This is a genomic window from Novosphingobium aeonii (assembly GCF_052279045.1).
Taxonomy (GTDB): Bacteria; Pseudomonadota; Alphaproteobacteria; order Sphingomonadales; family Sphingomonadaceae; genus Novosphingobium.
The window spans coordinates 243,239-266,093 of record NZ_CP176833.1 but is presented as its reverse complement, the minus strand read 5'-3'; the positions used below and the strand labels follow the sequence as shown (position 1 = coordinate 266,093).

The window sequence follows — 22,855 nt, the reverse complement described above, 5'->3', positions numbered from 1 at the left end:
GAGATCGAACGGCTGATTTTCGTGACTTTATCGGATGCGCGCCAACAAGTCGCGCCGCATCGCAGCCCATCAATGGAACGATTGTTTTCAAGGCGCCCGCCAATGGCCTCGCGTCGATGCCCTGCCCGGCCGCCCGCGGCGATCTTCGGCTCCTGCCGATTCGCCGCGCGGAAGCCCGCGCATGGCCGTCTGCGAGCGCCGGGAAGCGCACCGGCCGCCTATAATACGATCAAGGCACGCCCAGCGCGGCTCCATCCGCTCCCCGCAAAATGGATTCTACATGCTTGAATTTCTCAACGACTGGCGGCTTCCGAGAAAGCTGCTCGCCGCCTTCGGCATACTCGTGGTGCTGTTCGGCGCCGTAGGCATCAACGGACTCGTTTCGACGCGCAAGCTCGATGCGATCGCGCAGAACCACGTCGATCACGGCATTGCCGGCATGTCCGCGCTCGCTGACGTCATCAGCAACGTCAAGGAAATGCGGATCATCGTCTATACTTACTACGCCGCGGTCAACACGCCGCAGGAAGAAGCCGATATCCGCGAGCGGCTCGACAAGACCAAGGCCGCACTGGCCAAGGCTGTGGACGAGTACAAGCAGGTCGCCGACGAGAGCTTTACGCAGGATGCCACGGCCCTCAGCGCCAATGTCGAGGCTCTCAACAAGGCCAACGACCATCTCTTCGCGGTGCGCGCGGCCGGCGACCTTCCCGCCGCCATGACCGTGCTCAAGACCGAATCCCGCACCGCGTCCCACGAGATCATCGACCTGACCGAGAAGCTGCTGGACGAGTCCCGCGAGCGTTCGCGGGAACAGGCCGCGCAAGGCGCAGAGACCGCAGATTTCGCCATCTGGCTGTCAGGCGGACTGGCGCTTGTCGGCATCGCGGGCATCGTGCTGATCTGGCTCGTGCTGAACGCCTCAGTCGCCGCGCCGATGAGCCGTATCGCGGATGTCACCACGACGCTGGCGGAAGGCGGGCGCGCCGATGTTCCCTATCGCGAGCGCCATGACGAGATCGGCGAGATCGCCGGCGCCGTCGAGCAGTTCCGCGCCGCCGCCGAGGCCCGCGCCGAGATCGACGCCAAGGCCGCCCGCGAACAGGAAGTCGTCACCTCCACCCTGCGCGGCAGCCTCCAGGCGATCAGCGAGGGCGACCTCACCCAGACCATCTCCGCCGAGTTCCCCCCCGCTTACGGCGAACTCAAGAGCAACTTCAACTCCGCCCTCGGTGCCCTGCGCGACCTCATCGGCGCCGTCGCCGAAAGCGCCGTCGCCATCCGCACCGGCTCGAGCGAGATCGCCCAGGCATCCGAAGACCTCGCCCGCCGCACCGAGAGCAACGCCGCCAGCCTCGAAGAGACTTCGGCCGCGATCACCCAGATGGACGAGCGCCTGCGCGCCACCGCCGCCGCCGCCGGACGCACCGTGCAGCGCGCCGACGGGGCGATGACCGTGGTCGGTTCCGGCCGCGACATCGCCGACGAGGCGGTGCAGGCCATGGGCCGCGTCAGCGAAAGCGCCAAGGGCATCGATTCGGTAATCGAGGGGCTCGACAAGATCGCCTTCCAGACCCGCGTCCTTGCCATGAACGCCGCTGTAGAAGCCGGCCGCGCAGGCGATGCCGGTCGCGGTTTCGCGGTCGTGGCCGATCTCGTCTCGGCGCTCGCCATGCGCTCGGAAGAGGAAGCCAAGCGCGCCCGCGAACAGCTCACCGCGACCCAGACCGACATCGGCACCGCCGTGGAAGCGGTCCAGCGCGTGGACGGCGCCCTGCAGAACATCTCGGGCGATGTCACCGAAGTGCACTCGCTGCTGAGCAACATCGCCAGCGACAACCAGGCCCAGTCCTCGACGATCACCCAGATCAGCGCCACGATCGGCACGATGGACCAGGCCACCCAGCAGAACGCCGCGATGGTCGAGGAAACCTCGGCGGCGGCGCGCAACCTCAACAGCGAGGTCACCTCGCTGTCGGACCGCGCCGCGATGTTCCGCATCGGCAACGAACCGCAGGGCCTGCGCCCGGCGCTTCGCCCCGTGCCTGCCGGCATTTCGGCCAACATCCCGGCCAGCGCGCCGATCCAGACGATGGCCTCGCGAAAGCCGCTGAAAGCGCTCGCCACCGCCGATGACTGGATGGACTTCTAAAAAGCCTGCCTGAAAAACCGCCCCGGATCCTCCTGGCTTCGCCAGGGCAGGCACGGGGCGGCTACCCCAGATAGCCTGCGATTCCGCGCCACACGTCGAGCTTTGCAGCGCGGGACAGGGCCGCATAGGCGGCGCTGGACGAAGGCAGATCCACCAGCGCCCAGCCGGCATCGAGATGGGCCAATTGCCGTCTCCCGCGTCTGGCCGCGGTGCCGCCGTTGAAGCCGATCATCCGCAGATGCGGCAAGCGGCCAGCAAACCCGGCAAGATCGCGCTCCGTGGCATCGCGTATCGCGGTATCGAGACTCCCCTGCCGCCGCGCGGTGGCGATCACATCCCACAGCCCGATGCCATGCGCCTTCAACAGGTCCAGCCGCTCGGGATAAGGCCGGGCGCGCAAGCCGGGCTCGGCAAGCACTTCACCCATCAGCCACCAGAACGCATTGGTCGGGTGCGCGTAATATTCGCCCGCCTGCAAAGACCGCTCCCCCGGCAAACTGCCCAGCAGCAGCACGCGCGTATTCATATCGACACTTGCGGGCAGCGCGGACTTGGGAAGCGGATCGGGCATGGCCCGCGGAATAACGCCGAAGCGCGGGTTTTGACAGGGCGCCGATCCGCTCGCTTCCCGCTCATAAGTCCGGTTTACGGTGAAATCCCGATCCGATCCACGGTTCGCGAACCGGATAAATCGCCGATTTCCGGGCGGTTCGCCGCTCGTGCCGATCCGTAACGTAAAAGCGGTTGCCGGCCGGTCGCCCCCTGCCATCTCCCGGTTTCGACGGCGCCGGAACCTCCGGCCCGATACTGGAGAACGCCCATGACCGACACCGATATCCGCCCGATCGCTCCCGTCTTCTATGCCGGCGCCCTTGCGATCCTGGCTCATGTCATCGCCTTCGCCATCGCCCTTTCCTGACGCCGCGATGGATGCTCCCAAGCGGGCGTGGCTCCGGTCGGCCGGATCGCGCCCTCAGGCGGCGTTTCCTGCCGTCCGGGCGCGCAGATTCGGCAGATTGCATGACTGTAGCCGGCTAGGCTGAAGGCTCGCCCCCTTTTCGCTTCGCAAGGATATCGGACAACGTGCGATTGTCGCCTCCGCCGTTCCGGGCTATGCGCAAGGACATGTCCTCGCGGGTGCTTCATGGCCGGGGTTCCAAACCGACGAGCTTGCTGCTCGTTCTCGGCGCCCTGCTGGCGCTGTTCGCGATGGCCAATATGCTGACGGTAACGAACTGGCATTCCGCCCTTGTCGATCACGACGATTTCGGGGCTGACGCGGCGCTTTTCGGGCATGAAGACGGGCACCGGCACGACAGTCCCTCAGCCAAGGGGATGGACGGCGATCCGGCTTCCCCGGCAAACGACCTTCACAACATCACCCATTCGATGATCCACGGCCTTGCGGACCTGGTGCCGGACATCGAACTGGCGATTCCGCTTCTCGCCGTGGCGGCGGCATGGTTCGTCGGCCGCGATTTCGCACTTTCCGGCATAGCGCCCCAGGCCCTGCTGCGCCCCCCTCGAAGCTGAATCCGGCACGCCCGCGCGGCGTACTGTGACCATCAGACTTCAGAGGAACCCCAGAAATGACCGATTCCATCGGCCGACGGCGCGTCCGCGTGCTGTCGGGACTTGCGGCCATGGGCAGCGGGCTGGTCTATGCCAGCGCGCTTGCGCAAACCGCCCCGCCGTTCGCCCAGCTTTTCCGCGATACCCGTGACGCCCCGCGCCAGATCGAACTGGATGCCGAAGTCGAGCGGGCCCAGGGCCTTGCCCGGCAGGCGGGTGCGCGCCCCAATCCCACCATCGGCGTGATGACCGAGAACGTCGCGGGACGGCAGCCCTACACCGGCTTCGACCGGGCGGAAAACACGCTCCAGCTCAATCAGGCCATCGAGATCGGCGGCAAGCGGTCCGCGCGCATCGCCGCCGGAAAAGCCGGGCTGGACGCGGCCACGGCGCGCACGCGCGACGGGCGGATCACTTATGCCTACCAGTTGGCGCTGGCCTATGCCGGCGCCGAGATCGCCGATCGCCGCATCGAACTGGCCGAGGACGAACTGGAGGAAGCCCAGTCGGACCTGCACGCCGCGCAGGCGCTGGTGGACGCGGGCAAGGAAGCCCGTCTGCGGAGCCTTCAGGCCGAATCCGAGGTCAATGCCATGGCCGCCCTGCTAGACACCGCGAAGGCCGAGCGCGTGGGCGCCTATGCGCGGCTTTCGGCCCTGTCGGGGCAGGAGGTCTCGTTCACCGCGCTGGCAGAGCCGCTCCTTGCCCGCTTCGAGGCCAGGAGCGGCTACGGTCCGGTCGATCCGCTTCAGACCGCGCCCTATCTTGCCGCGAAGGCGGAGCGCGAGGCCGCCGAGCGCCGGCTTGTCGCCGCACGGCGACAGGCCACTCCCGACGTCACCCTGTCCGTAGGCGTGCGGCGTCTGGAGGCGGACAAGGCGAATGCTCTGCTGGCCGGCCTCAGCGTGCCGATTCCGCTGTTCGATCGCAATCGCGGCAATATCGATGCCGCCGAGGCGGAGCTGCGCGGTGCGCAGGCGCGGGATTCCGCCGCTTTGCTCGACATCAAGGCCGAAATTGCCGCGGCCATGGCCCTGAACGAAGCCGCCGACGCGCGGGCCGCCTCTGCCGAGCGGACGCTGAAGACTGCGGAAGAGACCTACCGCATGGCCCGCCTCGCCTACGAAGCCGGCAAGTCGCCCCTCATCGAACTGCTCGCAGCCCGGCACGGCCTTGGCGTGGCGCGCGGCGTCATCCTCGACGCCGCAGCCGCCCGCGTCGACGCCCGCGCCCGCCTTGCCCGCCTCAAGGGCCTCACGATTACCGGAGAACCGGTCCAATGAACGAAAAGAATCGTCTCTACGCAGGCGCCGCTGCGGCGCTGGTGGCGGCCGCGACGCTAGGCTTCGGCGCCGCCCGCCTGACGCAGGAAGCGCCGGGGAACGCCTCGCCCGAAAGCGCATCGACAGAACCGGCAGACGGCGCCGGACCGGCCGCGGCAGGGGTGGTGGAAATATCGCCCGAAGGGATCAGGCTGTCCCAGATCGAAGTCGCCGCCGCAGCGGTGGGAGAACTGGACGCCGCCATTCTCGCAGCGGCCACCGTCGAGGCCGCGCCCGATGCCGAAGCCGTGCTGACGGCGCGGGCGCCGGGCACGGTGACACGCCTCTTCAAGCGCATCGGCGATCCCGTGCGCGCGGGCGAAACGCTGGCGCTGGTGGAGAGCCGCGATGCCTCCGCGATCGCCGCCGATCAGGCAGCGGCCGCTGCCCGCGTCACGCTCGCCGGCCGCCAGCTTGCCCGCGAACGCACGCTGCTTGGCCAGGGGGTGAGCCCCCGCGCCGATTATGAAACCGCTCAGGCCAACCTCACGGTGGCGCAAGCCGACGCCCGGCGCGCCAGCGCGGCGGCGGGCACGGCACGCATTTCCCGCGATGGCCGCTCGGTGCTCGTGGTCAGCCCGGTGACGGGCCGGGTGACGCAGGCTTCGGCCAGCCTCGGGCAGTTCGTGGCGGCTGAAACGGCATTGTTCCGCGTTGCCGATCCCGCCCGGCTGCAAGTGACCGCGAGCGTTCCGGCCGCCGATGCCGGCCGCATCCGCGCGGGCGACCGCGTTGAGCTTTCCGCGGGCGAGGGTCCGGCGCTGCAAGGCCGCGTGCGTTCGGCGACGAATGTCGTCGATCCGGGCAGCCGCGCCGTCACCATCGTGATCGACCTGCCGGGAACCACCGCGCTGGTGCCGGGGCAACTCGTGCAGTGCCGTATCCTCGCCAGCGTCGGCGCCGCGCGCGGCGGCGTCATGGTGCCGCAGGACGCGGTCCAGACCATCGGCGAGCGGACCGTCGTGTTCCTGCGCACGCAGCGGGGATTCCGGGCGCAGACCGTCCAGGTCGGCGGCCGCAGCGGCGGACTGGCGGCGATCGCCTCGGGCCTGAAAGCCGGAACGCCGATCGCCACGCGCAATGCCTTCCTGCTCAAGGCCGAACTCGAAAAGGGGGAGGAAGGCGAATGATTGCCCGCATCCTCGAACTCTCGGTCAGGGCGCGGTGGTTCGTCGCCTTCCTGACCCTGCTCGTCGCCGGGTTCGGTCTCTGGCAGCTTGCGAAGCTGCCGATCGACGCCGTGCCCGACGTCACCAACCGGCAGGTCCAGATCAGCACCTTCAATCCCGCGCTCGGCCCCGTGGACATGGAAAAGCAGGTGACTTTCCCGGTGGAGACCGCGCTTTCCGGCATTCCCGGACTGAACATGACGCGCTCAATATCGCGCAACGGGTTCAGCCAGGTCACCGCCGTCTTCACGGACGATACCGACATCTACTTCGCCCGCCAGCAAGTGACCGAGCGCCTGGCGCAGGCCCGGGAAAGCCTGCCGCCCGGCGTGCAGCCTACGCTCTCGCCGCTGAGCACCGGGCTGGGCGAGATCTTCTTCTACTCCGTCGCCTTCCGCCACCCCGACGGCAAGGGCATCGCCACCATTGACGGCAAGGCCGGCTGGCAGTCCGACAGCAGCTACCTCACGCCCGAAGGCGAACGGCTCACCACCGAACTGGCGAAAGCCGCCTACCTGCGCACCGTGCAGGACTGGATCATCCGCCCCCAGATGCGCAACGTGCCCGGCGTGGCCGGCGTCGATTCCAACGGCGGCTACGTGAAGCAGTACCTCGTCGAGCCCAATCTCGCCGCGCTGGCTTCCTACGGCATCGCCATCACCGAACTGGCCGACGCACTTGAACGGGCCAACCTCTCTGCCGGCTCCAACTACGTCCGGCGCGGCGGGGAGAGCTTCCTGGTCCGCGCCGACGCGCGGCTGAAATCGGCCGAGGAGATCGAGGACGCGGTGGTCGCCACGCGGGCGGGCGTGCCCGTGCGCGTCCGGGATCTCGGGCAAGTCGTGATCGGCGGGGCCGTGCGCACCGGTTCCGGCAGCCGGATGGGCTCCGAGGCGGTGATATCGACCGTGCTCATGCTGGTGGGAGAGAACAGCCGCGTCGTCGCCACCAGCGCGGCGGACAAGCTGGTGCAGATCAACCGGACCCTGCCGCCCGACGTGTTCGCGGAGCCGGTCTACAACCGTTCAAAACTGGTGGACGCCACGATCGCCACGGTCGAGAAGAACCTGATCGAGGGCGCGTTGCTGGTCATCGTCGTGCTGTTCCTGCTGCTGGGCAACATCCGCGCGGCGCTGATCACCGCGGCGGTCATTCCGATCACCATGCTGATGACGGCATCGGGGATGAACGGACTGGGCGTCTCGGGCAATCTCATGAGCCTTGGCGCGCTGGACTTCGGGCTGATCGTGGACGGCGCGGTCATCATCGTCGAGAACGCGCTGCGCCGTCTTGCGGAACGGCAGGAACACGAGGGCCGCCTGCTGACCCGGCCTGAGCGCATGGAGGAAACCACGCTGGCCGCGCGCGAGATGATCCGGCCCACGGTCTACGGCCAGCTCATCATCTTCCTGGTTTTCGTCCCCCTGCTGACGTTCCAGGGCGTGGAGGGCAAGACCTTCTCCCCCATGGCGATCACGCTGATGATCGCACTGGCCTGCGCTTTCGTGCTCTCGCTCACTTTTGTCCCGGCCATGGTCGCGCTGGTGATCACCGGCAAGGTCAGCGAGACCGAGGTCAGGCCGATCCGCTGGTTCAAGGAAAGATACGCGCCGGTGCTGGCGAAGGCGGTGGCGCGGCCACTGCCCTTCGTTCTGGGCGGCGCGGGCGTGTTCTCGGCCGCCGTCCTCGCATTCGGGATGCTCGGCGAGGAATTCATGCCGCAGCTCGACGAGAAGGACATCACCGTCACCAACTTCCGCGTGCCGTCCGCCTCGATCGACCAGTCCACCCGGATGCAGCTCCATCTGGAGAACACGCTCAAGACCCTGCCGGAAGTGGCGCTGGTATTCTCCAAGAACGGCAATGCCGACCTCGGCACCGACCCGATGCCGCCGAACGCTTCGGACACTTACGTCATTCCCAAACCTGAAAGCGAATGGCCGCCAGAAGTCCGCAGCAAGGCGGATATCCTGCGGCGCATCGAGGAGAAGATGAAGCCGCTGATCGGAAACCGGGCGGTAATCCAGCAGCCGATCCAGATGCGCTTCAACGAACTGATCGCCGGGGTCCGCGCCGATGTCGCGGTGAAGCTCTATGGCGACGATCTTGAGCAGATGAGCAGGCAGGCAGGCAGGATCGCCGCCGTGCTGCGCCGGATACCCGGCGCGGGCGACGTCAGCGCCGAACAGACTTCCGGCGCGCCCACCTTCGACGTCAGGATCGACCGGCAGGCCGCCGCGCGCCACGGACTGTCGGTGGAAGAAGTGGCCAACACGGTCGCCGCCGCGCTTGGCGGGCGCGAGGCGGGGCTATTGTTCGAAGGGGATCGCCGCTTCGCAGTGGTCGTGCGCCTGCCCGACGCCCAGCGCGACGACCTCGAGACGCTCGGCGCGATCCCCGTCATGCTCCCGGCGGACGGCGGACAGATCGCCCGGTCCATCCCGCTCCGCGAAGTCGCGCGGTTCAGCTATACCCAGGGCCTGAACCAGATCAGCCGCGAAAACGGCAAGCGCATGGTCGTGGTGCAGGTCAACGTGCGCGGGCGTGACCTTGGCGGATTCGTGTCCGAAGCGCGGGAGAAGGTCGACGCGCTCAGCCTGCCTGCCGGGATGTACACCGACTGGGGCGGCACCTTCGAGAGCCTTCAGTCCGCGCGCCTGCGCCTGCTGATAGTGGTGCCGATCTGCTTCATCGCGATCTACGCTCTGCTCTACATGGCGCTCGGCACGTTCGGGTCGGCGGCCATCGTGTTCAGCGCCGTGCCGATGGCGCTGGCGGGCGGCGTCTTCGCCCTGCTCCTGCGCGGCATACCGTTCTCGATCACGGCGGCGGTCGGCTTCATCGCGCTGTCCGGCGTGGCGGTGCTCAACGGGCTCGTCATGATGAGCGCGATCCGCAAACGGCGCGACGAGGGCCAGCCGATCGAGGAGGCGATCGTCGGCGGCGCCATGGAACGCGTTCGGCCGGTGCTGATGACCGCACTGGTGGCCAGCCTCGGCTTCGTGCCGATGGCACTGGCGACCGGCACCGGCGCGGAAGTCCAGCGGCCGCTCGCCACGGTGGTGATCGGCGGGCTCGTCACCTGCACGGTGCTGACCCTGCTGGTGCTTCCGGCGATCACGGCGCTTGCCGCGCGGCGGCGCCAGGTCTCCTGAAACGGGACCGGCAGCCCGCGCGCGCGCGCGGACTGCCGGTTTTCCACGAAAAATCGTGCTTCCCCAGCGGTAAAGGGGTCATTCGCCCCATCGCGCAAAGCGGCGGCTCGGCCAGAGTTTCCACGAATTCGCAAGTTTGTGCCGCGCACGCGCCTCACAAAAGCAAAATCGACCGGGCGAAAGGGGCAGCCTGCGCTCAACGGGTTCAAGGAGAAACAAGCCATGATGACGTGCAAGCGCCTTATCCAGACATCGGGCATCGCCCTTGCCCTTGCGGCCAGCGTCGCGACGATCCTTCCCGCGCAGGCCCACGGGATCTGGTTCGCGCAGCGCGCGCGCCAGCTTGCCCTGGTCTACGGCGTCGGCGCGGACGACCTCGACGCGGTCGCCCGGGAAAGCAAGCTCACGCTCGTGAAGGGCTATGACGAAGACTGGCTGGACGTGAACGTCAGGCTGCGCGACGCCGGCGCCATTCCCGTGGTCGACAGCGACGAACCGGTGGCGGCGGTGGCGGCGGTGATGGACTACGGCATCTGGACCAAGGATGCGGCCGGCGAATTCCACAACAAGGGCCGCGACGAAGTGCCCGGCGCCACGCTCAGCGAACACAACTGGAAATACGCGGTGCATCTGACCCGCATGCCCACCCGGCAGGTTCCCTTGCTGGCCGGGCAGACCCTCCAGCTCGTGCCGGTCGGAACCGACATCCCCCAGAAGATGGGGCAGCCGATGAAGGTCCGCGTCTACTTCGAAGGCAAGCCGGTGGCCGGTGCGCAGGTCATGACGGACTACGTCAACGATCCCGACGAAGTGCCCGTGAAGACCGACGGCGAGGGCTATGCCACGATCAGGTTGCGCAACCAGGGCATCAACGTGCTGATGGCTATCTTCGTCAGCCCGACCGACAATCCCGTGAAGTACCAGCAGGTCGAGCACCGCGCCTCGCTGTCCTTCGTGCTGCCGCATCTCCCCGAATAGGCGCCTAACCGAGCCTCCCTGCATCCCCCCGTTTTCCGACAGGAGCCATTCCCGATGAACACCCAGCCTATCGTCGCCGCTCTCGCTGCCGTCCTTCTTGCCTCGGTCCCCGCCACCGCGTTCGCGCATGGCAGCATGAAACCGCAGCACGGCGGCATCGTCGCCATGTCGGGCGAGATCCTGGTCGAAATGGTGAAGACGCCCAAGGGCGTGAGCTTCTACGTCAGCGAGGAAGACGAACCCGTTCCGGCAAGCGGCTTCGACGCGAAGGTCACGGTTACCGCCGCCGGCAAGAAGACCCAGACCCCGCTCGTCGCCGCAGGGGGCAACAGGTTCTCCGCGCCGGGCCTCGCCGCGCCGAAGGGTTCGAAGGTCGTCGTCTCGCTCGTCAACAAGCGCGACCAGGCCAAGACCTTCGCCTCGTTCACGACGAACTGACATGCACCCGGCAGCCATTCCCCGGCTCGGCCGCCGTTCCTTCACGGACAGGCGGCGCCTGACCTTCGCCGCCGCCGCGATCGCGGCTTTGCTGCTGGCACTGGTCAGTTCCATCGCCCGGGCGCACGGCGTCGCCGAAAACGACGCCGCCTTCATCGAGGGCACTTCCGGGGTGAACATCATCCCGTACATGTACCTCGGCGCCAAGCACATGGTGACGGGCTACGACCACCTGCTGTTCCTGTGCGGCGTGATCTTCTTCCTTTACCGGATGAAGGACGTGGGCGCCTACGTCACGCTCTTCGCGCTCGGGCACAGTTCCACCCTGCTGATCGGCGTCATCTTCGACCTTCGCGCCAATCCCTATATCGTCGACGCCATCATCGGGCTGTCCGTGGCCTACAAGGCTTTCGACAACCTCGACGGGTTTCGCACGGTCTTCGGCATCCCGCCCAACCCCAAGGCGGCTGTGCTGATCTTCGGGTTCTTCCACGGGTTCGGACTGGCCACCAAATTGCAGGAACTGACCATGTCCGGCGACGGGCTGATCCCCAACCTCATCGCCTTCAACCTCGGCGTCGAGATGGGCCAGCTCATGGCGCTTTCGCTGATCCTGCTCGCTATGAACCTGTGGCGGATGACGCCCAGCTTCCAGCGCAGCGCCATCGCCGCCAACGCCGCGCTGATGTGTGCGGGCTTCGTGCTCGTGGGTTTCCAGCTCACCGGCTATTTCACCAAGGGAGCCTGACATGACGGCCCAGACGATGACCCCCAAATCCACGCTGCCCGCCTCCATCCACGCATCGCCGCGGGCGCTGGCCAGGGCCACGCTCGGCGCGGCAGCCGCCGCTGCCGTCATTCTCGTGGCCTTCGTGCTTCCCGCCGAAGCCGGGATCGATCCGACCGGCATCGGCAAGGCGCTTGGCATCGCGGGCATGGCGCAGGGAAGCCCGGAAGCGGAAACGGCCGCTGCATCCGCTCCTGCGGGTGCCATCGCTGCCGGCGCGCTGCCGATCCCCACCCGATCTGCCATTGAGCGCACCGGCGCCTTGCGCAGCGACGAGATGACGATCCACCTTGCCCCGCACAGCGGTCAGGAGATCAAGGCCCACATGAAGGCGGGCGACGGGTTCGTCTTCGAATGGCGCGCTGCCGGCGGACCGGTGAAAGTGGACATGCACGGCGAACACCCCGATGCCCCGGACGGCGAATTCACGAGCTACTGGGCCGAGCGTTCGCTCGAAAGCGCACGGGGAGAGTTCACCGCCCCGTTCGAGGGCACGCATGGCTGGTACTGGCGCAACAAGGGAGACACCCCCGTTACCATCACCGTGCGCACGACCGGCTTCTACAAGGACCTGTTCAAGCCCGCGCACGACTAGGCGCAGCGCCCTGCGGCTCCGCACGCGGGGCGCTGCGCCCCTTCTCGAACCCGTGGCCGCCCCGGCGCTGCCACGGGTTCTTTCTTTCCCGGAGAACCGTGCGCCTGAAGCGGCAGAATCTGCCGGAATCGAGCCGATTCCGGGCCGCTTTCCACGAGCGGCATAAAGCGCGGCCAGGTGTCATTTTTCGTCATATTCGGCCGCCGGCCCCGCCCGTTTCGATCAAAGATACGCGTATCGATCCATAAGCTCGGACTTGCAGAACAGAGCCGCCGACCACGCAAGACCGGACAGATGCAGGCCCGGCACAGGAATAGGGCGAGCGAAAAAAGCAGGCAGGACAGACAACGCACCTTATGAGGGGTCACGACATGACACGATGGAAGTCCGCATTGAACATCGCCCTCGCCACGGGCTGCGCGATGATCGCCTTTCCTGCCTGCGCCGAGGAGGCGGCGGCACCCGAGAATGCATCGGCGAGCGACATCGTCGTCAACGGCAAGCGTGAACAGTATCGCGGCGACGTGCCGCTCAAGGAGGTGCCGCAAAGCATCCAGCAGATCGACGGCAAGATGCTGGCCGATCTCAACATCACCCGGCTGGACAGCGCGCTCGATCTCGCCAGCGGCATTGCCCGCCAGAACAACTTCGGCGGCCTGTGGGACGCCTTCGCCATACGCGGCTTCGCAGGCGACGAGAACTTCCCGAGCGGCTTCCTGGTCAACGGGTTCAACGGCGGACGCGGCTATGGCGGCCCGCGCGATGCATCGAACATCGAACGGATCGACATCCTGAAAGGCCCCAACGGCGCGGTCTTCGGGCGCGGCGAACCGGGCGGCACGGTGAACATCATCACCAAGAAGGCCACCACGGACGACAGCTTCGGCAGCTTCGCCGTTTCCGGCGGCAGCTACGACACCTACCGGATCGAGGGTGACTACAACCTCAAGCTGACCGACAGCCTGGCCCTGCGCGTCAACGGCGCCGCGCAGGAGGCCGACAGCTTCCGCGACTACATCTGGTCACGCAAGAAGGTGCTCACGCCCTCCGTGCTGTTCCGGCCCGGCGCGAACACCACGCTGACTTACGAGATGGAGGTCGTCGACCAGTACGTGTTCTTCGATCGCGGCACGATCGCGGTCGACGGCGAACTGGGCGTGGTTCCGCGCTCGCGCTTCTTCGGCGAGCCCGGTGACGGCCCCAATCACATCACCGTCTTCGGTCATCAGGCGCAGGCCCAGCAGGACCTTGGCGGGGACTGGGTGGTGCTGGCCGGCTTCAACTACCGCGAGACCACTTTCGACGGCTACTCCAGCGATGCCGAACTGTCAGGCAGCCGCCAGACCCTGGAGGAGACCGGAAACTATCTCGCCCGCCAGCGCCGCTACCGCGACTATGACACCACCTACATGGCGGCCCGCGCCGAGATTTCGGGCAAGCTGCGCACCGGGCCCTTCACGCACCACGTGCTGATCGGCGCCGACTGGGACAAGTTCGAGATCGATACGCTCTCGATGCGGTTCCGTCCCGCCGCCTACACCGCCGGATCGCCGATCACGGCGGCCAACAATGCGATCGACATCTACAACCCGGTCTACGGCCAGTTGCCGGCGACATCCTCGGTGGTCCAGGACACTTTCGAGACGCAGCGTGCCTGGGGTATCTATTTCCAGGACCAGATCGACATCACCGACCGGTTCAAGATCCGGGGCGGCGGGCGCTTCGATCACTTCAACCAGAAGATCGACACCGGCATCCATTCCACCCGCACCCGCTTCAGCCCCTCCGTCGGCCTGCTCTACGAACTGACCGACACCTTCAGCCTCTATGCCAGCTACGGCACCGGCTTCCGCCCCAACAGCGGCGTGGACGCGGCGGGAAGCGCCTTTGCACCGGAAACCAGCAAGTCCTACGAAGCGGGGCTGCGCTACGTTTCGCCCGACAACGCGATCACCGCCTCGCTCGCGGCGTACCACATGAAGAAGAACGGCGTGCTGACCGCCGACCCGCTCAATGCCGGGTTCAGCCTCGCGGGCGGCAAGGCCCGCAGCCGGGGCATCGAGGCAGATATCAACGCCAACCTGCCGGGCGGGTTCAAGCTCTACGCCACATACGCCTATACCGACGCCGTCTGGACCGAATCCGCGCTCGACCCCGCATTCGGCCTGACCATCAATCCCGGCGATCCGCTCATCAACATCCCCAAGCATGCCGGCAACCTGCTGGTGACGAAGGAATTCGATGCCGGGAATGCCGGCGTGTTCACGCTGGGCGGCGGCATCAGCGCGGCCAGCAAGCGACTGGGCGAGACCGGCTACGATTTCTGGCTGCCCGGCTACACCCTGGTCCGCGCCATGGCCAGCTACAAGCCGAGCGAGCAGATCAAGTTCAGCCTCGACGTCACCAATCTCTTCGACAAGACCTGGTACGCCGCCTCCTACCACCGTTACTGGATAACGCCCGGCACGCCCCGCACCATCACGCTGCGCGCCGACTTCTCCTTCTGACGCCCGCCTTGCATCGCCCGAGGCCGCTCCCGAAAAAGCAGGAGCGGCCTCGATCTCCTTCCCCCTTCCACAGCGCGGCAGATCGCTTGCCGGCTTGGCAATCCGGCGGCGAGCAAACTAGGTTCGCGGCAAAATGGCTCGGCGCAACGAGGGAAGGCGCGGCAATATGTATATATTTCAATATTTTCCGATACGAGCACGAGCCATTCCGGAAAAATCCACGAGGGAGCAGGGTGCCATCCAAGAGTTTATGACCCGGGAAATGCCATGATCGCCATCCTTCATGTCGGCCCGAGCGAGCGCGCCAGTGCCTGGCAGGCCGAATTCCGCCATGCCCTGCCCGAGGTTGAATTCCGCTGCTGGCCGGAAATCGGCGATGCCCGGGACATCCGCTATCTGGTGGCCTGGACCCTGAGCCCGCAGCTGATCGCCGCCCTGCCGCGGCTGGAAGTGCTGTTCAGCATCGGCGCCGGGATCGACCAGCTCGACCTGTCGCTCGTGCCGGAACACGTCCGCATCGTGCGCATGATCGAACCCGGCATCACCACGACCATGGCCCAGTACGTGGCGGCCTCGGTCCTCGCCCTGCACCGCGACCTGCCGTTCTACATCGAGGCGCAGCGCCGGGGCGGCTGGACCCAATTGCCTACGCTCCTGTGTGAGGAGCGCAGCGTGGGCGTGATGGGGCTGGGCGAACTGGGGCGCGCGGCCCTCACCATGCTGGCGCCGCTGGGCTTCCGCCTGCGCGGCTGGAACCGCAGCCCGCGCCGGATCGAAGGCGCCGAGTGCTTCTCCGGCGCCGGGGAACTCGATGCCTTCCTGGGCGGGACCGACATCCTCGTCTGCCTTCTGCCGCTGACGGACGAGACGCGCGGCATCCTCTCGCGCGATCTGTTCGACCGGCTTCCGCACGGCGCCCGCCTCGTCAACGCCGCGCGCGGCGGACATCTCGTGGAAGATGACCTGCTGGCCGCGCTGGACGAGGGACGGATCGCCTCGGCCATGCTCGACGTGTCGCAAGTGGAACCCCTGCCCCAGGACCACCCTTTCCGGACCGATCCCCGCATTCTCGTGACCCCGCACGTGGCCGGCGTGACGCGGATCGAAACGGCAGTACATACCTTGATCGAAAACTTGCGCCGCGACCTCGCCGGGCAAGCCTTGCCCGGCGAGGTCGACCGGAAACGCGGCTACTGAGCCCCCATCTCCTTGGCGCCGCCTTCTTCCAGAGGCGCGCCAAGCGAAAGGCGGACGATGTTGGCGAACCAGGCGATCCCGGTTCCGCTGACAGCGTCGTTGAAATCGTAATGCGGATTATGCAGCGCCGGGGAACCTTCACCGGCCCCCTGCCCGAGCCAGCAATAGGCACCCGGCTTCGCTTCGAGCATGAACGAGAAATCTTCCGAAGTGAACGCCGGCACGGGCGCTGGCGAACTGTTCACACCCGGGATCAGGGCTGCCGCCGCCAGCGCGCGATCCGCGCAGGACGGAGCGTTGACGGTGGCCGGGTAATACCGGTCATACACCACCGCGACATCGACCTCGTGACTACGTGCGGTTCCGGCAACCATGGCGCGCAGCGATACCTCGATCCGGTCCTGCACCGCCGGTTCGAAACTGCGCACCGTGCCGATCACCCGCACTTCCGCCGGGATCACGTTGTGCGCGCTGCCCGCCTGCACCATCGTCACCGAAAGCACCGCCGTCTCGCTCGCCGGCACGCGCCGCGCGACGATCGTGTTGAGCTGAAGGACCAGATCGGCCGCCGCCAGGATCGCATCGGGCGTCTGGTGCGGCAATGCCGCATGGCCGCCCTTGCCGGTGATGACGATCTCGAAACGGTCCGCTGCCGCCATGATCGGTCCGCTACGGGTCTGGAAATGCCCGGCGGGAAGGTCCGGCCAGTTGTGGACGGCATAGACCTCGTCGCAGGCGAAGCGCTCGAACAGGCCGTCGTCGATCATCGCCTTCGCGCCGCCCAGCCCTTCCTCTGCCGGCTGGAAGATGAAATGGACCACGCCGTCGAACTCGACCGACGCGGCAATATGGCGCGCCGCGCCCAGCAGCATCGCCGTATGCCCGTCATGCCCGCATCCGTGGAACTTGCCGTCCACCGTGCTGCGATGGGGCAACCCGGTCTCCTCCTGAAAGCCGAGCGCGTCCATGTCCGCCCTCAGCCCGACCGACCGGCGCGACGTGCCGCGCCGCAACGTACCGACGACACCGGTTCCCCCGATCCCCGTCGCAACCTCGAAGCCGAGGCCGCGCAAGACCTGCTCGACGATCCCGGCCGTCCGGTGCTCCTCGTAAGCGAGTTCGGGATGGGCGTGGATATCGCGCCGGATCGCGGTGACATCGGGCAGCAGGGCTGCGATCGTTTCGAGTTCCTGGTGCGCGTCCATCTGCTGCTCCATGTCCTGTAGATCCGGTTTTCCCCCTCGATACTAGAACCGCGCGCCAAGACAGAGCTTCCGACGATGCCCCGGCAGGCGGCAGCTTCGGCCGGGCCGCCTGCAAATTCGGAACATCCTGCCACCGAGGGCCCTTAGCTTCGGCCGTGAAGGACCAGGCAGGCGATCCTGCCGCCTTGCAGCGGAGATGAGTGCGTCATGAGCGATACCGGTTTCGACCCATCCCTTGTTGAAATCACGGGACAATCGAACTTCATCGGCGGCCGCCGGGTGCGGGGGCTGGGACAGGCGGTGCCACTCAACCGCCCCTCCGACGGCACTATCCACTGCGATCTCGATTCGGCCTCCTGGGAACAGGTGGACGAAGCCTGCGAGGATGCGCACCGGGCCTTCGCGGAAAGCGGATGGGCAACCTGCCCCCCGCGGGACCGCATCCGGGTGATGCGCCGCTGGGCCGACCTGATCGAGCGCGATGCCCGGCAGATCGCCCGGCTGGAATCGTTCTGCTCCACCCGCCCCATCGCCGACAGCACCGCATGGGACGTGACCAATGCCGCCGAATGCCTGCGCTTCTTCGCGGAACTGGCGGACAAGCAGGGCGGCGAAGTGGCGGCCACCCGGTCGGACAACCTGGGCATGGTGCTGCGCCAGCCCTATGGCGTGATCGGACTCGTCATCCCGTGGAATTTCCCGATGGTGACCACTGCATGGAAAGTAGGCCCGGCCCTGGCGGCGGGCAATGCGGTGGTGGTCAAGCCGTCGGAAATGACCCCCTACAGCGCGCTGCGCCTCGCAGAGCTGGCGATCGAGGCGGGGCTTCCGGCCGGGCTGTTCAATGTCGTGCAGGGAACCGGGAATGCCGTGGGCGACGATCTCGTCCGCCACGCGCGGGTCCGCAAGGTCAGCTTCACCGGATCGACCGCCACCGGCGCGCGGGTCATGGCGGCCTGCGCCGAAACCGGGATCAAGCCCGCCACCCTCGAACTGGGCGGAAAGAGCCCGCAGATCGTCCATGACGATGCCGACATCGAACGCGCGGCGCTGTCCATCGCCAAATCGATTACCGGCAACGCCGGGCAGGTCTGCGTCGCCGGATCGCGGCTCATCGCCCACGAAAGCATCGCCGGAGAGCTGGTGGAGCGGATCGCGGGCTATTTCGCGCAAGAGCGCCCCGGCGCCACCTGGGACGGGGCGACCACGTTTCCCCCGATCATCAGCGACCTTCAGTGCACACGGATCGAAGGCATCGTCGAACGGTCGCGCGCGGCGGGCGCCGAGGTTCTCGTGGGCGGGCAGCGGATCGAGGCCTGCGGCAAGGGTGCGTTCTACGCTCCCACCATCCTCACGCATGTCGACATGTCGAGCGAGGCGGTCAGGTCGGAAATCTTCGGCCCGGTGCTGACCGTGCAGACCTTTGCCGGGGAAGCCGAAGCCATGGCGCTGGCCGACCATCCGGAATACGGCCTTGCCGCAGGCGTCCACACCCGAGACATCGGCCGCGCCATGCGTGCCATGCGCGCCATCGAGGCCGGCACCGTCTGGATCAACCGCTACGGCCGCAGCGGCGACTTCGTGCTGCCGACCGGGGGATTCAAATCCTCGGGATATGGCAGGGACCTTGGCAAGCAAGCCTTCGAGGCGGCACAGCAGATCAAGACCGCCCTCATCGACTTCGCCGCCTGACCGGCCCCGCAAACATCAGGGCCACGTTCCGGAGCAAATGCGAGACATGCAGATCAAGCCATACTGGACTGACACCCGGACACCTTTCTCCTCTGCGCGGGAAGGTCGGGTTCCGGCGCGGGCCTCGGTCGTCGTGGTGGGCGGCGGCTTTACGGGGCTTTCGGCGGCGCGCACCCTGGCCATGCGCGGGATCGACACCGTGCTGGTCGAAGCCGGCGAAGTCGCGGCGGCGGCTTCGGGCCGCAATGGCGGGCATTGCAACAACGGCACGGCGAGCGACCTTGCCGGGCTGGCCGCCAGCCTCGGGCTGGAAGAGGCAAAGCGGCTCTACGGCCTTTACGACAGCGCGGTGGATTTCGTCGAAGAGACCGTGCGCGGCGAAGCGATCGACTGCGATTTCGTGCGCAACGGCAAGATCAAGCTGGCGGCCAAGCCCAGCCATGTCGATGGTCTCAAGCGGGCGGGCGAATTTCTCGCCCGCCATGTCGAGCCTGACCTGGTCTTCCTCGACCGGGCGGCGCTTCAAGGCGAGGTGCGCTCCGATGCGTTTCACGCCGGGATCGTCATGCCGCGCGGCGCGCAGATGCACATGGGCCGCTTCGGCGTCGGTCTCGCGGAAGCAGCCGCGCGCCACGGCGCCGCGATCTTCGACAATGCCCCGGCAACCGGGATCGAACGCCTTGCCGGCGGCCGCCACCGGGTGACGACCCCGAAAGGCAATGTCACCGCCGATGCCGTGTTCCTTGCCACCGGCCCCTCGCTGCAAGGCCCGTTCCGCTGGATCCGGCGCCGCACGATCCCGATGGGAAGCTTCATCGTCGCCACAGAGCCGCTCTCCGAAACGCAGGTCGCCGCAACCATGACCGGACGGCGGAACTGCGTAACGAGCAAGAACATCGGCAACTACTTCCGGCTCACCGCCGACAACCGCCTGATCTTCGGCGGCCGCGCCCGCTTCGCCTTGTCGGACCCCGCCAGCGACGCGAAAAGCGGCGCGATCCTGCGCCGCGCGCTGGCCAAGATCTTTCCTGCGCTGGCCGAAATCGGGATCGACTATACCTGGGGCGGCGTGCTGGACATGACTCCCGATCGCCTGCCGCGCGCGGGCGTCCACGATGGGCTGCATTACGCGGTCGGTCTCAGCGGACACGGCGCGCAGTTCTCCGGCTTCATCGGCGACCGCATGGCCCGCCTCATCGCCGGCGAAGCCGATGCCAACCCGCTGGACGGCAAGGCCTTCAAGCCCATCCCCGGGCACATCGGGCCGCCGTGGTTCCTGCCTTTTGTGGGGGCCTGGTACCGCTTCCTCGACTGGCGTTCCTAGGATGCCTGCCCTACCCCGCACAACCGGATGCCCGGAGACACCGCGATGAAGAAACCCGAAGCCCGGCACAGCGACGTCATCGTGGTCGGCGGCGGCATCATGGGTGCGTCGAGCGCGTTCTTCCTGGCACGCCGGGGGCTTTCGGTCCGGCTGATCGAGCGCGATCTCGTCGGCCAGGCGGCCAGCGGCACCAATTTCGGCAATGTCCGCCGCCAGGGCCGCTGGCTGCATCAGCTCCCGCTCTCCCTGCGCGCTCACGCGATCTGGCAGCGCCTGCCCGAACTGATCGGCGAGGACTGCGAATATGTGAAGCGCGGCCATCTGCGCGCCGCCTATACGCCGGAATTCGTGGACAAGATCGAGACTTACGCGCGCGACGCACGCGATTGCGGGCTCGATCTCGAGGTGCTGTCCACCAACATGCTGCGAGACCGTTTCCCTTATCTCGGGCCGGAGATCACCGCCGGGGTATGGGACCGCGAAGGCGGCCATGCCAATCCCCGCCTCACCGCCCCGGCATTCGGGCGCGCCGCCGTGCGTGAGGGCGTGGACCTGATGGAAAACGCCGAGGTGACGGGGGTGACGCGAAACGGCGGGGACTTCATCGTCGAGATCGAAGGCAAGGGGGAGTTTCGCGCGCCGGTCCTGCTGGTCACCGCCGGGGCCTGGGGCGGACGCCTCTCGACCATGTTCGCAGAGCCCGTGCCGATCGAGGTGGCCGGGCCCGGCATGGCGGTGACGGAACCGCTGCCCTACCGGATCGAACCCAGCATCTCGATGGCGGTCGGCACGACTTACGAGACGGTCTATTTCCGCCAGGTCGAACGGGGCAATATCGTCATCGGCGGTTCCACGCGCGGCCCGGCCTCCATCTACAGCAAGCGCGCGAAAGTGATCCCCGGCAACGTCATCGGCCAGATGGAACAGATCAGGCGGATGATGCCCGCATTCGCGCGGGTCAACATCATCCGCGTCTGGAGCGGCGTCGAAAGCTACTTTGCCGATGACGTGCCGGTGATGGGCCCAAGCGGTACGACCGCGGGACTATTCTATGCCTTCGGTTTCTGCGGCGCAGGGTTCCAAGTGGGGCCGGGCGTGGGTGACGTGATGGCGCAGCTCATCGCCACCGGCGCCACCGACACCCCGCTGGCGCCCTATTCGATCACCCGCTTCGCAGGCTATCGTCCGGCCTGATCTCGAGGCGGCAGGATATACCGCGCGAAAGAGAAGATACGGTTTCAGGGCCGGCGATCCGCGCCAAAGCCGGTGCCATCGCCCGCCCCGCCTGCCGCACACATCATGGACCTGTCCGACCCGCAACAAGGAATGCGAAGATGGCTCTGCGCCCGAAATACATCACCTTCGACTGCTACGGCACGCTGATCTACTTCGAGATGGCGCCGGCCGCGCGCCGCGCCTACGCCGACCGCCTCCCCGAGGCCGACCGCATGGAGGCCTTCGTGCGGGAATTCTCCGCCTACCGCCTCGACGAAGTGCTGGGCGCGTGGAAACCCTATCGCGACGTGATCGAAAGCGCGCTGAGGCGCTCCTGCGGCAAGCTCGGCATCGAGTACCGCGACAGCGACCTTGAATACATCTACGGCGATATCCCGAACTGGGGCCCGCACCCGGATGTGGTGGAGCCGCTCAAGCGCGTCGCCGAGGAATTTCCGCTGGTGATCCTCTCGAACTCGATGGTCGATCTCATCCCCCACGCGGTGAAAGCGCTTCAGGCGCCGTTCCACGCGGTCTACACCGCCGAGGAAGCGCAGGCCTACAAGCCGCGCATGCAGGCTTTCGAGTTCATGTTCGACAGTCTCGGCTGCAATCCCGAGGACGTGCTGCACTGCTCATCCAGCTTCCGCTACGACCTGCTGACCGCCTATGACATGGGCGTGAAGATGAAGGCGTTCGTCAATCGCGGCCACGAACCGCTCAATGCCTATTACGAGGTCAACGAGATTCCCGACATCTCCAGGCTGCCAGGCCTGCTCGGCCTGTGAATGCGGCACCCGTGACGGAAACGGCGCCCCCGGCGCCGTTCGTTAACCTGCGCGCTTTCGCCGCCGCAGCCGCAGCCGCCCCTGCACCCGGCAGCGGCGACGGCGGGAACTGGGCCACGGCCCGCGTGCCCGCGCCGGTCCCCGGAGGCGGCCTCGGCATCGCGGCGCTCCTGCTCGAACCGGGCCACGGCATCGCCTCCGCCACCGGCAGCGAGATCGTGCTGGTGCTGGAGGGCGCCCTGTCCCTCACCGCCGACACTGCCACCATCCGGCTGGGGCCGGGCGAGGCCGCGATCCTGCCGATGGGCAGCGATTTTCACTGGCGCGCGGATGAGCCCGTCCGCGCGGTCACGATCTCGGCCGACCGGCCGGGGCCCCAGGGCGCGCGCCTTGTCCGGATCGCGCCGGATGCCCCGCACGAACCCTCCGCCACGCCCGATCCGCGATTGCTGGCAGGAGAGCAATTGCCGCTCTGCGCCCAGCATGTGGACTTTCGCAGCGCCGATGGCGGGTTCTATTGCGGCACCTGGAGTTCGTCGCCCTACCATCGCCTGCCGATGACCTACGGGCATTGGGAAGCGATGTATCTCCTGGAAGGCGAAGTCGCCTTTGGCGATGCCGAGGGCAACGAGACGCTCGTGGGGCCGGGGGATTTCATCGTGGTTCCGCAAGGGCAGGTCGCATCGTGGCGGGGGATCGGCCCGACGCGCAAGCTCTTCGCGATCCTGCGTCCCTGATCGCCGCACCGCCAAGGGACCA

18 protein-coding genes are annotated in these 22,855 nt (G+C 67.2%); 16 read left to right on the top strand and 2 right to left on the bottom strand.

Annotated features, from left to right (window positions below):
* Window positions 1-280: 280 nt before the first annotated feature.
* Complete coding sequence (locus ACLIMP_RS16995) at window positions 281-2,152, top strand: methyl-accepting chemotaxis protein (protein ID WP_443478612.1); 1,872 nt, start codon at window positions 281-283, stop codon at window positions 2,150-2,152.
* Window positions 2,153-2,213: 61 nt separating this feature from the next.
* Here ACLIMP_RS16995 and ACLIMP_RS16990 read toward each other — a convergent pair whose 3' ends face one another.
* Entirely contained in the window at window positions 2,214-2,723 is a 510-nt protein-coding gene (locus ACLIMP_RS16990; RefSeq protein ID WP_186000045.1) for a DNA-deoxyinosine glycosylase, read from the bottom strand.
* Window positions 2,724-3,235: 512 nt separating this feature from the next.
* Between ACLIMP_RS16990 and ACLIMP_RS16985 the strand changes: the two genes are divergently transcribed.
* The 10 genes from ACLIMP_RS16985 to ACLIMP_RS16940 all read left to right on the top strand — a co-directional run bounded on the left by ACLIMP_RS16985 (window position 3,236) and on the right by ACLIMP_RS16940 (window position 15,872).
* Window positions 3,236-3,685 (top strand): hypothetical protein, encoded by a 450-nt coding sequence (locus tag ACLIMP_RS16985; protein WP_185999106.1) that lies wholly within the window; start codon window positions 3,236-3,238, stop codon window positions 3,683-3,685.
* Window positions 3,686-3,741: 56 nt separating this feature from the next.
* Window positions 3,742-5,007 carry a TolC family protein gene (locus ACLIMP_RS16980; protein ID WP_443478611.1) on the top strand — a complete coding sequence of 422 codons (1,266 nt, stop codon included), beginning with the start codon at window positions 3,742-3,744 and terminating at the stop codon, window positions 5,005-5,007.
* Window positions 5,004-6,176 carry an efflux RND transporter periplasmic adaptor subunit gene (locus ACLIMP_RS16975; RefSeq protein WP_443478610.1) on the top strand — a complete coding sequence of 391 codons (1,173 nt, stop codon included), beginning with the start codon at window positions 5,004-5,006 and terminating at the stop codon, window positions 6,174-6,176. The genes ACLIMP_RS16980 and ACLIMP_RS16975 overlap by 4 nt, the downstream gene beginning before the upstream one ends.
* Window positions 6,173-9,370, top strand: coding sequence for an efflux RND transporter permease subunit (locus ACLIMP_RS16970; protein ID WP_443478609.1), 3,198 nt, complete (start codon window positions 6,173-6,175; stop codon window positions 9,368-9,370). The genes ACLIMP_RS16975 and ACLIMP_RS16970 overlap by 4 nt, the downstream gene beginning before the upstream one ends.
* Before the next feature lie 222 nt (window positions 9,371-9,592).
* Window positions 9,593-10,348, top strand: a complete 756-nt coding sequence (locus ACLIMP_RS16965) for a DUF4198 domain-containing protein (RefSeq protein WP_443478608.1) — start codon at window positions 9,593-9,595, stop codon at window positions 10,346-10,348.
* A 54-nt stretch (window positions 10,349-10,402) separates the two neighbouring features.
* A complete protein-coding gene (locus tag ACLIMP_RS16960) occupies window positions 10,403-10,786 on the top strand; it encodes a hypothetical protein (protein ID WP_324699890.1) in 384 nt (127 codons plus the stop codon).
* A gap of 1 nt (window position 10,787) precedes the next feature.
* Window positions 10,788-11,534 (top strand): HupE/UreJ family protein, encoded by a 747-nt coding sequence (locus ACLIMP_RS16955; protein WP_443478607.1) that lies wholly within the window; start codon window positions 10,788-10,790, stop codon window positions 11,532-11,534.
* 1 nt (window position 11,535) lies between these two features.
* Entirely contained in the window at window positions 11,536-12,168 is a 633-nt protein-coding gene (locus ACLIMP_RS16950; protein WP_324699891.1) for a hypothetical protein, read from the top strand.
* A 371-nt stretch (window positions 12,169-12,539) separates the two neighbouring features.
* The gene (locus ACLIMP_RS16945) at window positions 12,540-14,675 is read left to right on the top strand and encodes a TonB-dependent siderophore receptor (RefSeq protein ID WP_324699893.1); all 2,136 of its coding nucleotides are present in this window, start codon (window positions 12,540-12,542) and stop codon (window positions 14,673-14,675) included.
* 267 nt (window positions 14,676-14,942) lie between these two features.
* Window positions 14,943-15,872 carry a 2-hydroxyacid dehydrogenase gene (locus ACLIMP_RS16940; protein WP_443478606.1) on the top strand — a complete coding sequence of 310 codons (930 nt, stop codon included), beginning with the start codon at window positions 14,943-14,945 and terminating at the stop codon, window positions 15,870-15,872.
* Here the strand turns inward: ACLIMP_RS16940 and ACLIMP_RS16935 are convergent.
* Window positions 15,866-17,089 carry a M20 aminoacylase family protein gene (locus tag ACLIMP_RS16935; RefSeq protein ID WP_443478605.1) on the bottom strand — a complete coding sequence of 408 codons (1,224 nt, stop codon included), beginning with the start codon at window positions 17,087-17,089 and terminating at the stop codon, window positions 15,866-15,868. The genes ACLIMP_RS16940 and ACLIMP_RS16935 overlap by 7 nt on opposite strands.
* A 195-nt stretch (window positions 17,090-17,284) precedes the next feature.
* On the opposite strand from ACLIMP_RS16935, the gene ACLIMP_RS16930 reads away from it, so the two are divergent.
* From ACLIMP_RS16930 to ACLIMP_RS16910, 5 genes are all read left to right on the top strand, one after another.
* Entirely contained in the window at window positions 17,285-18,769 is a 1,485-nt protein-coding gene (locus ACLIMP_RS16930) for an aldehyde dehydrogenase family protein (protein ID WP_324699898.1), read from the top strand.
* 46 nt (window positions 18,770-18,815) lie between these two features.
* Complete coding sequence (locus ACLIMP_RS16925; RefSeq protein WP_443478604.1) at window positions 18,816-20,093, top strand: NAD(P)/FAD-dependent oxidoreductase; 1,278 nt, start codon at window positions 18,816-18,818, stop codon at window positions 20,091-20,093.
* Window positions 20,094-20,138: 45 nt separating this feature from the next.
* Complete coding sequence (locus ACLIMP_RS16920; RefSeq protein ID WP_324699900.1) at window positions 20,139-21,287, top strand: NAD(P)/FAD-dependent oxidoreductase; 1,149 nt, start codon at window positions 20,139-20,141, stop codon at window positions 21,285-21,287.
* A 140-nt stretch (window positions 21,288-21,427) separates the two neighbouring features.
* On the top strand, window positions 21,428-22,096 hold the full coding sequence (locus tag ACLIMP_RS16915) for a haloacid dehalogenase type II (RefSeq protein WP_443478603.1): 669 nt from the start codon (window positions 21,428-21,430) through the stop codon (window positions 22,094-22,096).
* Window positions 22,097-22,107: 11 nt separating this feature from the next.
* The gene (locus ACLIMP_RS16910; RefSeq protein ID WP_443478602.1) at window positions 22,108-22,833 is read left to right on the top strand and encodes a cupin domain-containing protein; all 726 of its coding nucleotides are present in this window, start codon (window positions 22,108-22,110) and stop codon (window positions 22,831-22,833) included.
* Window positions 22,834-22,855: the final 22 nt, after the last annotated feature.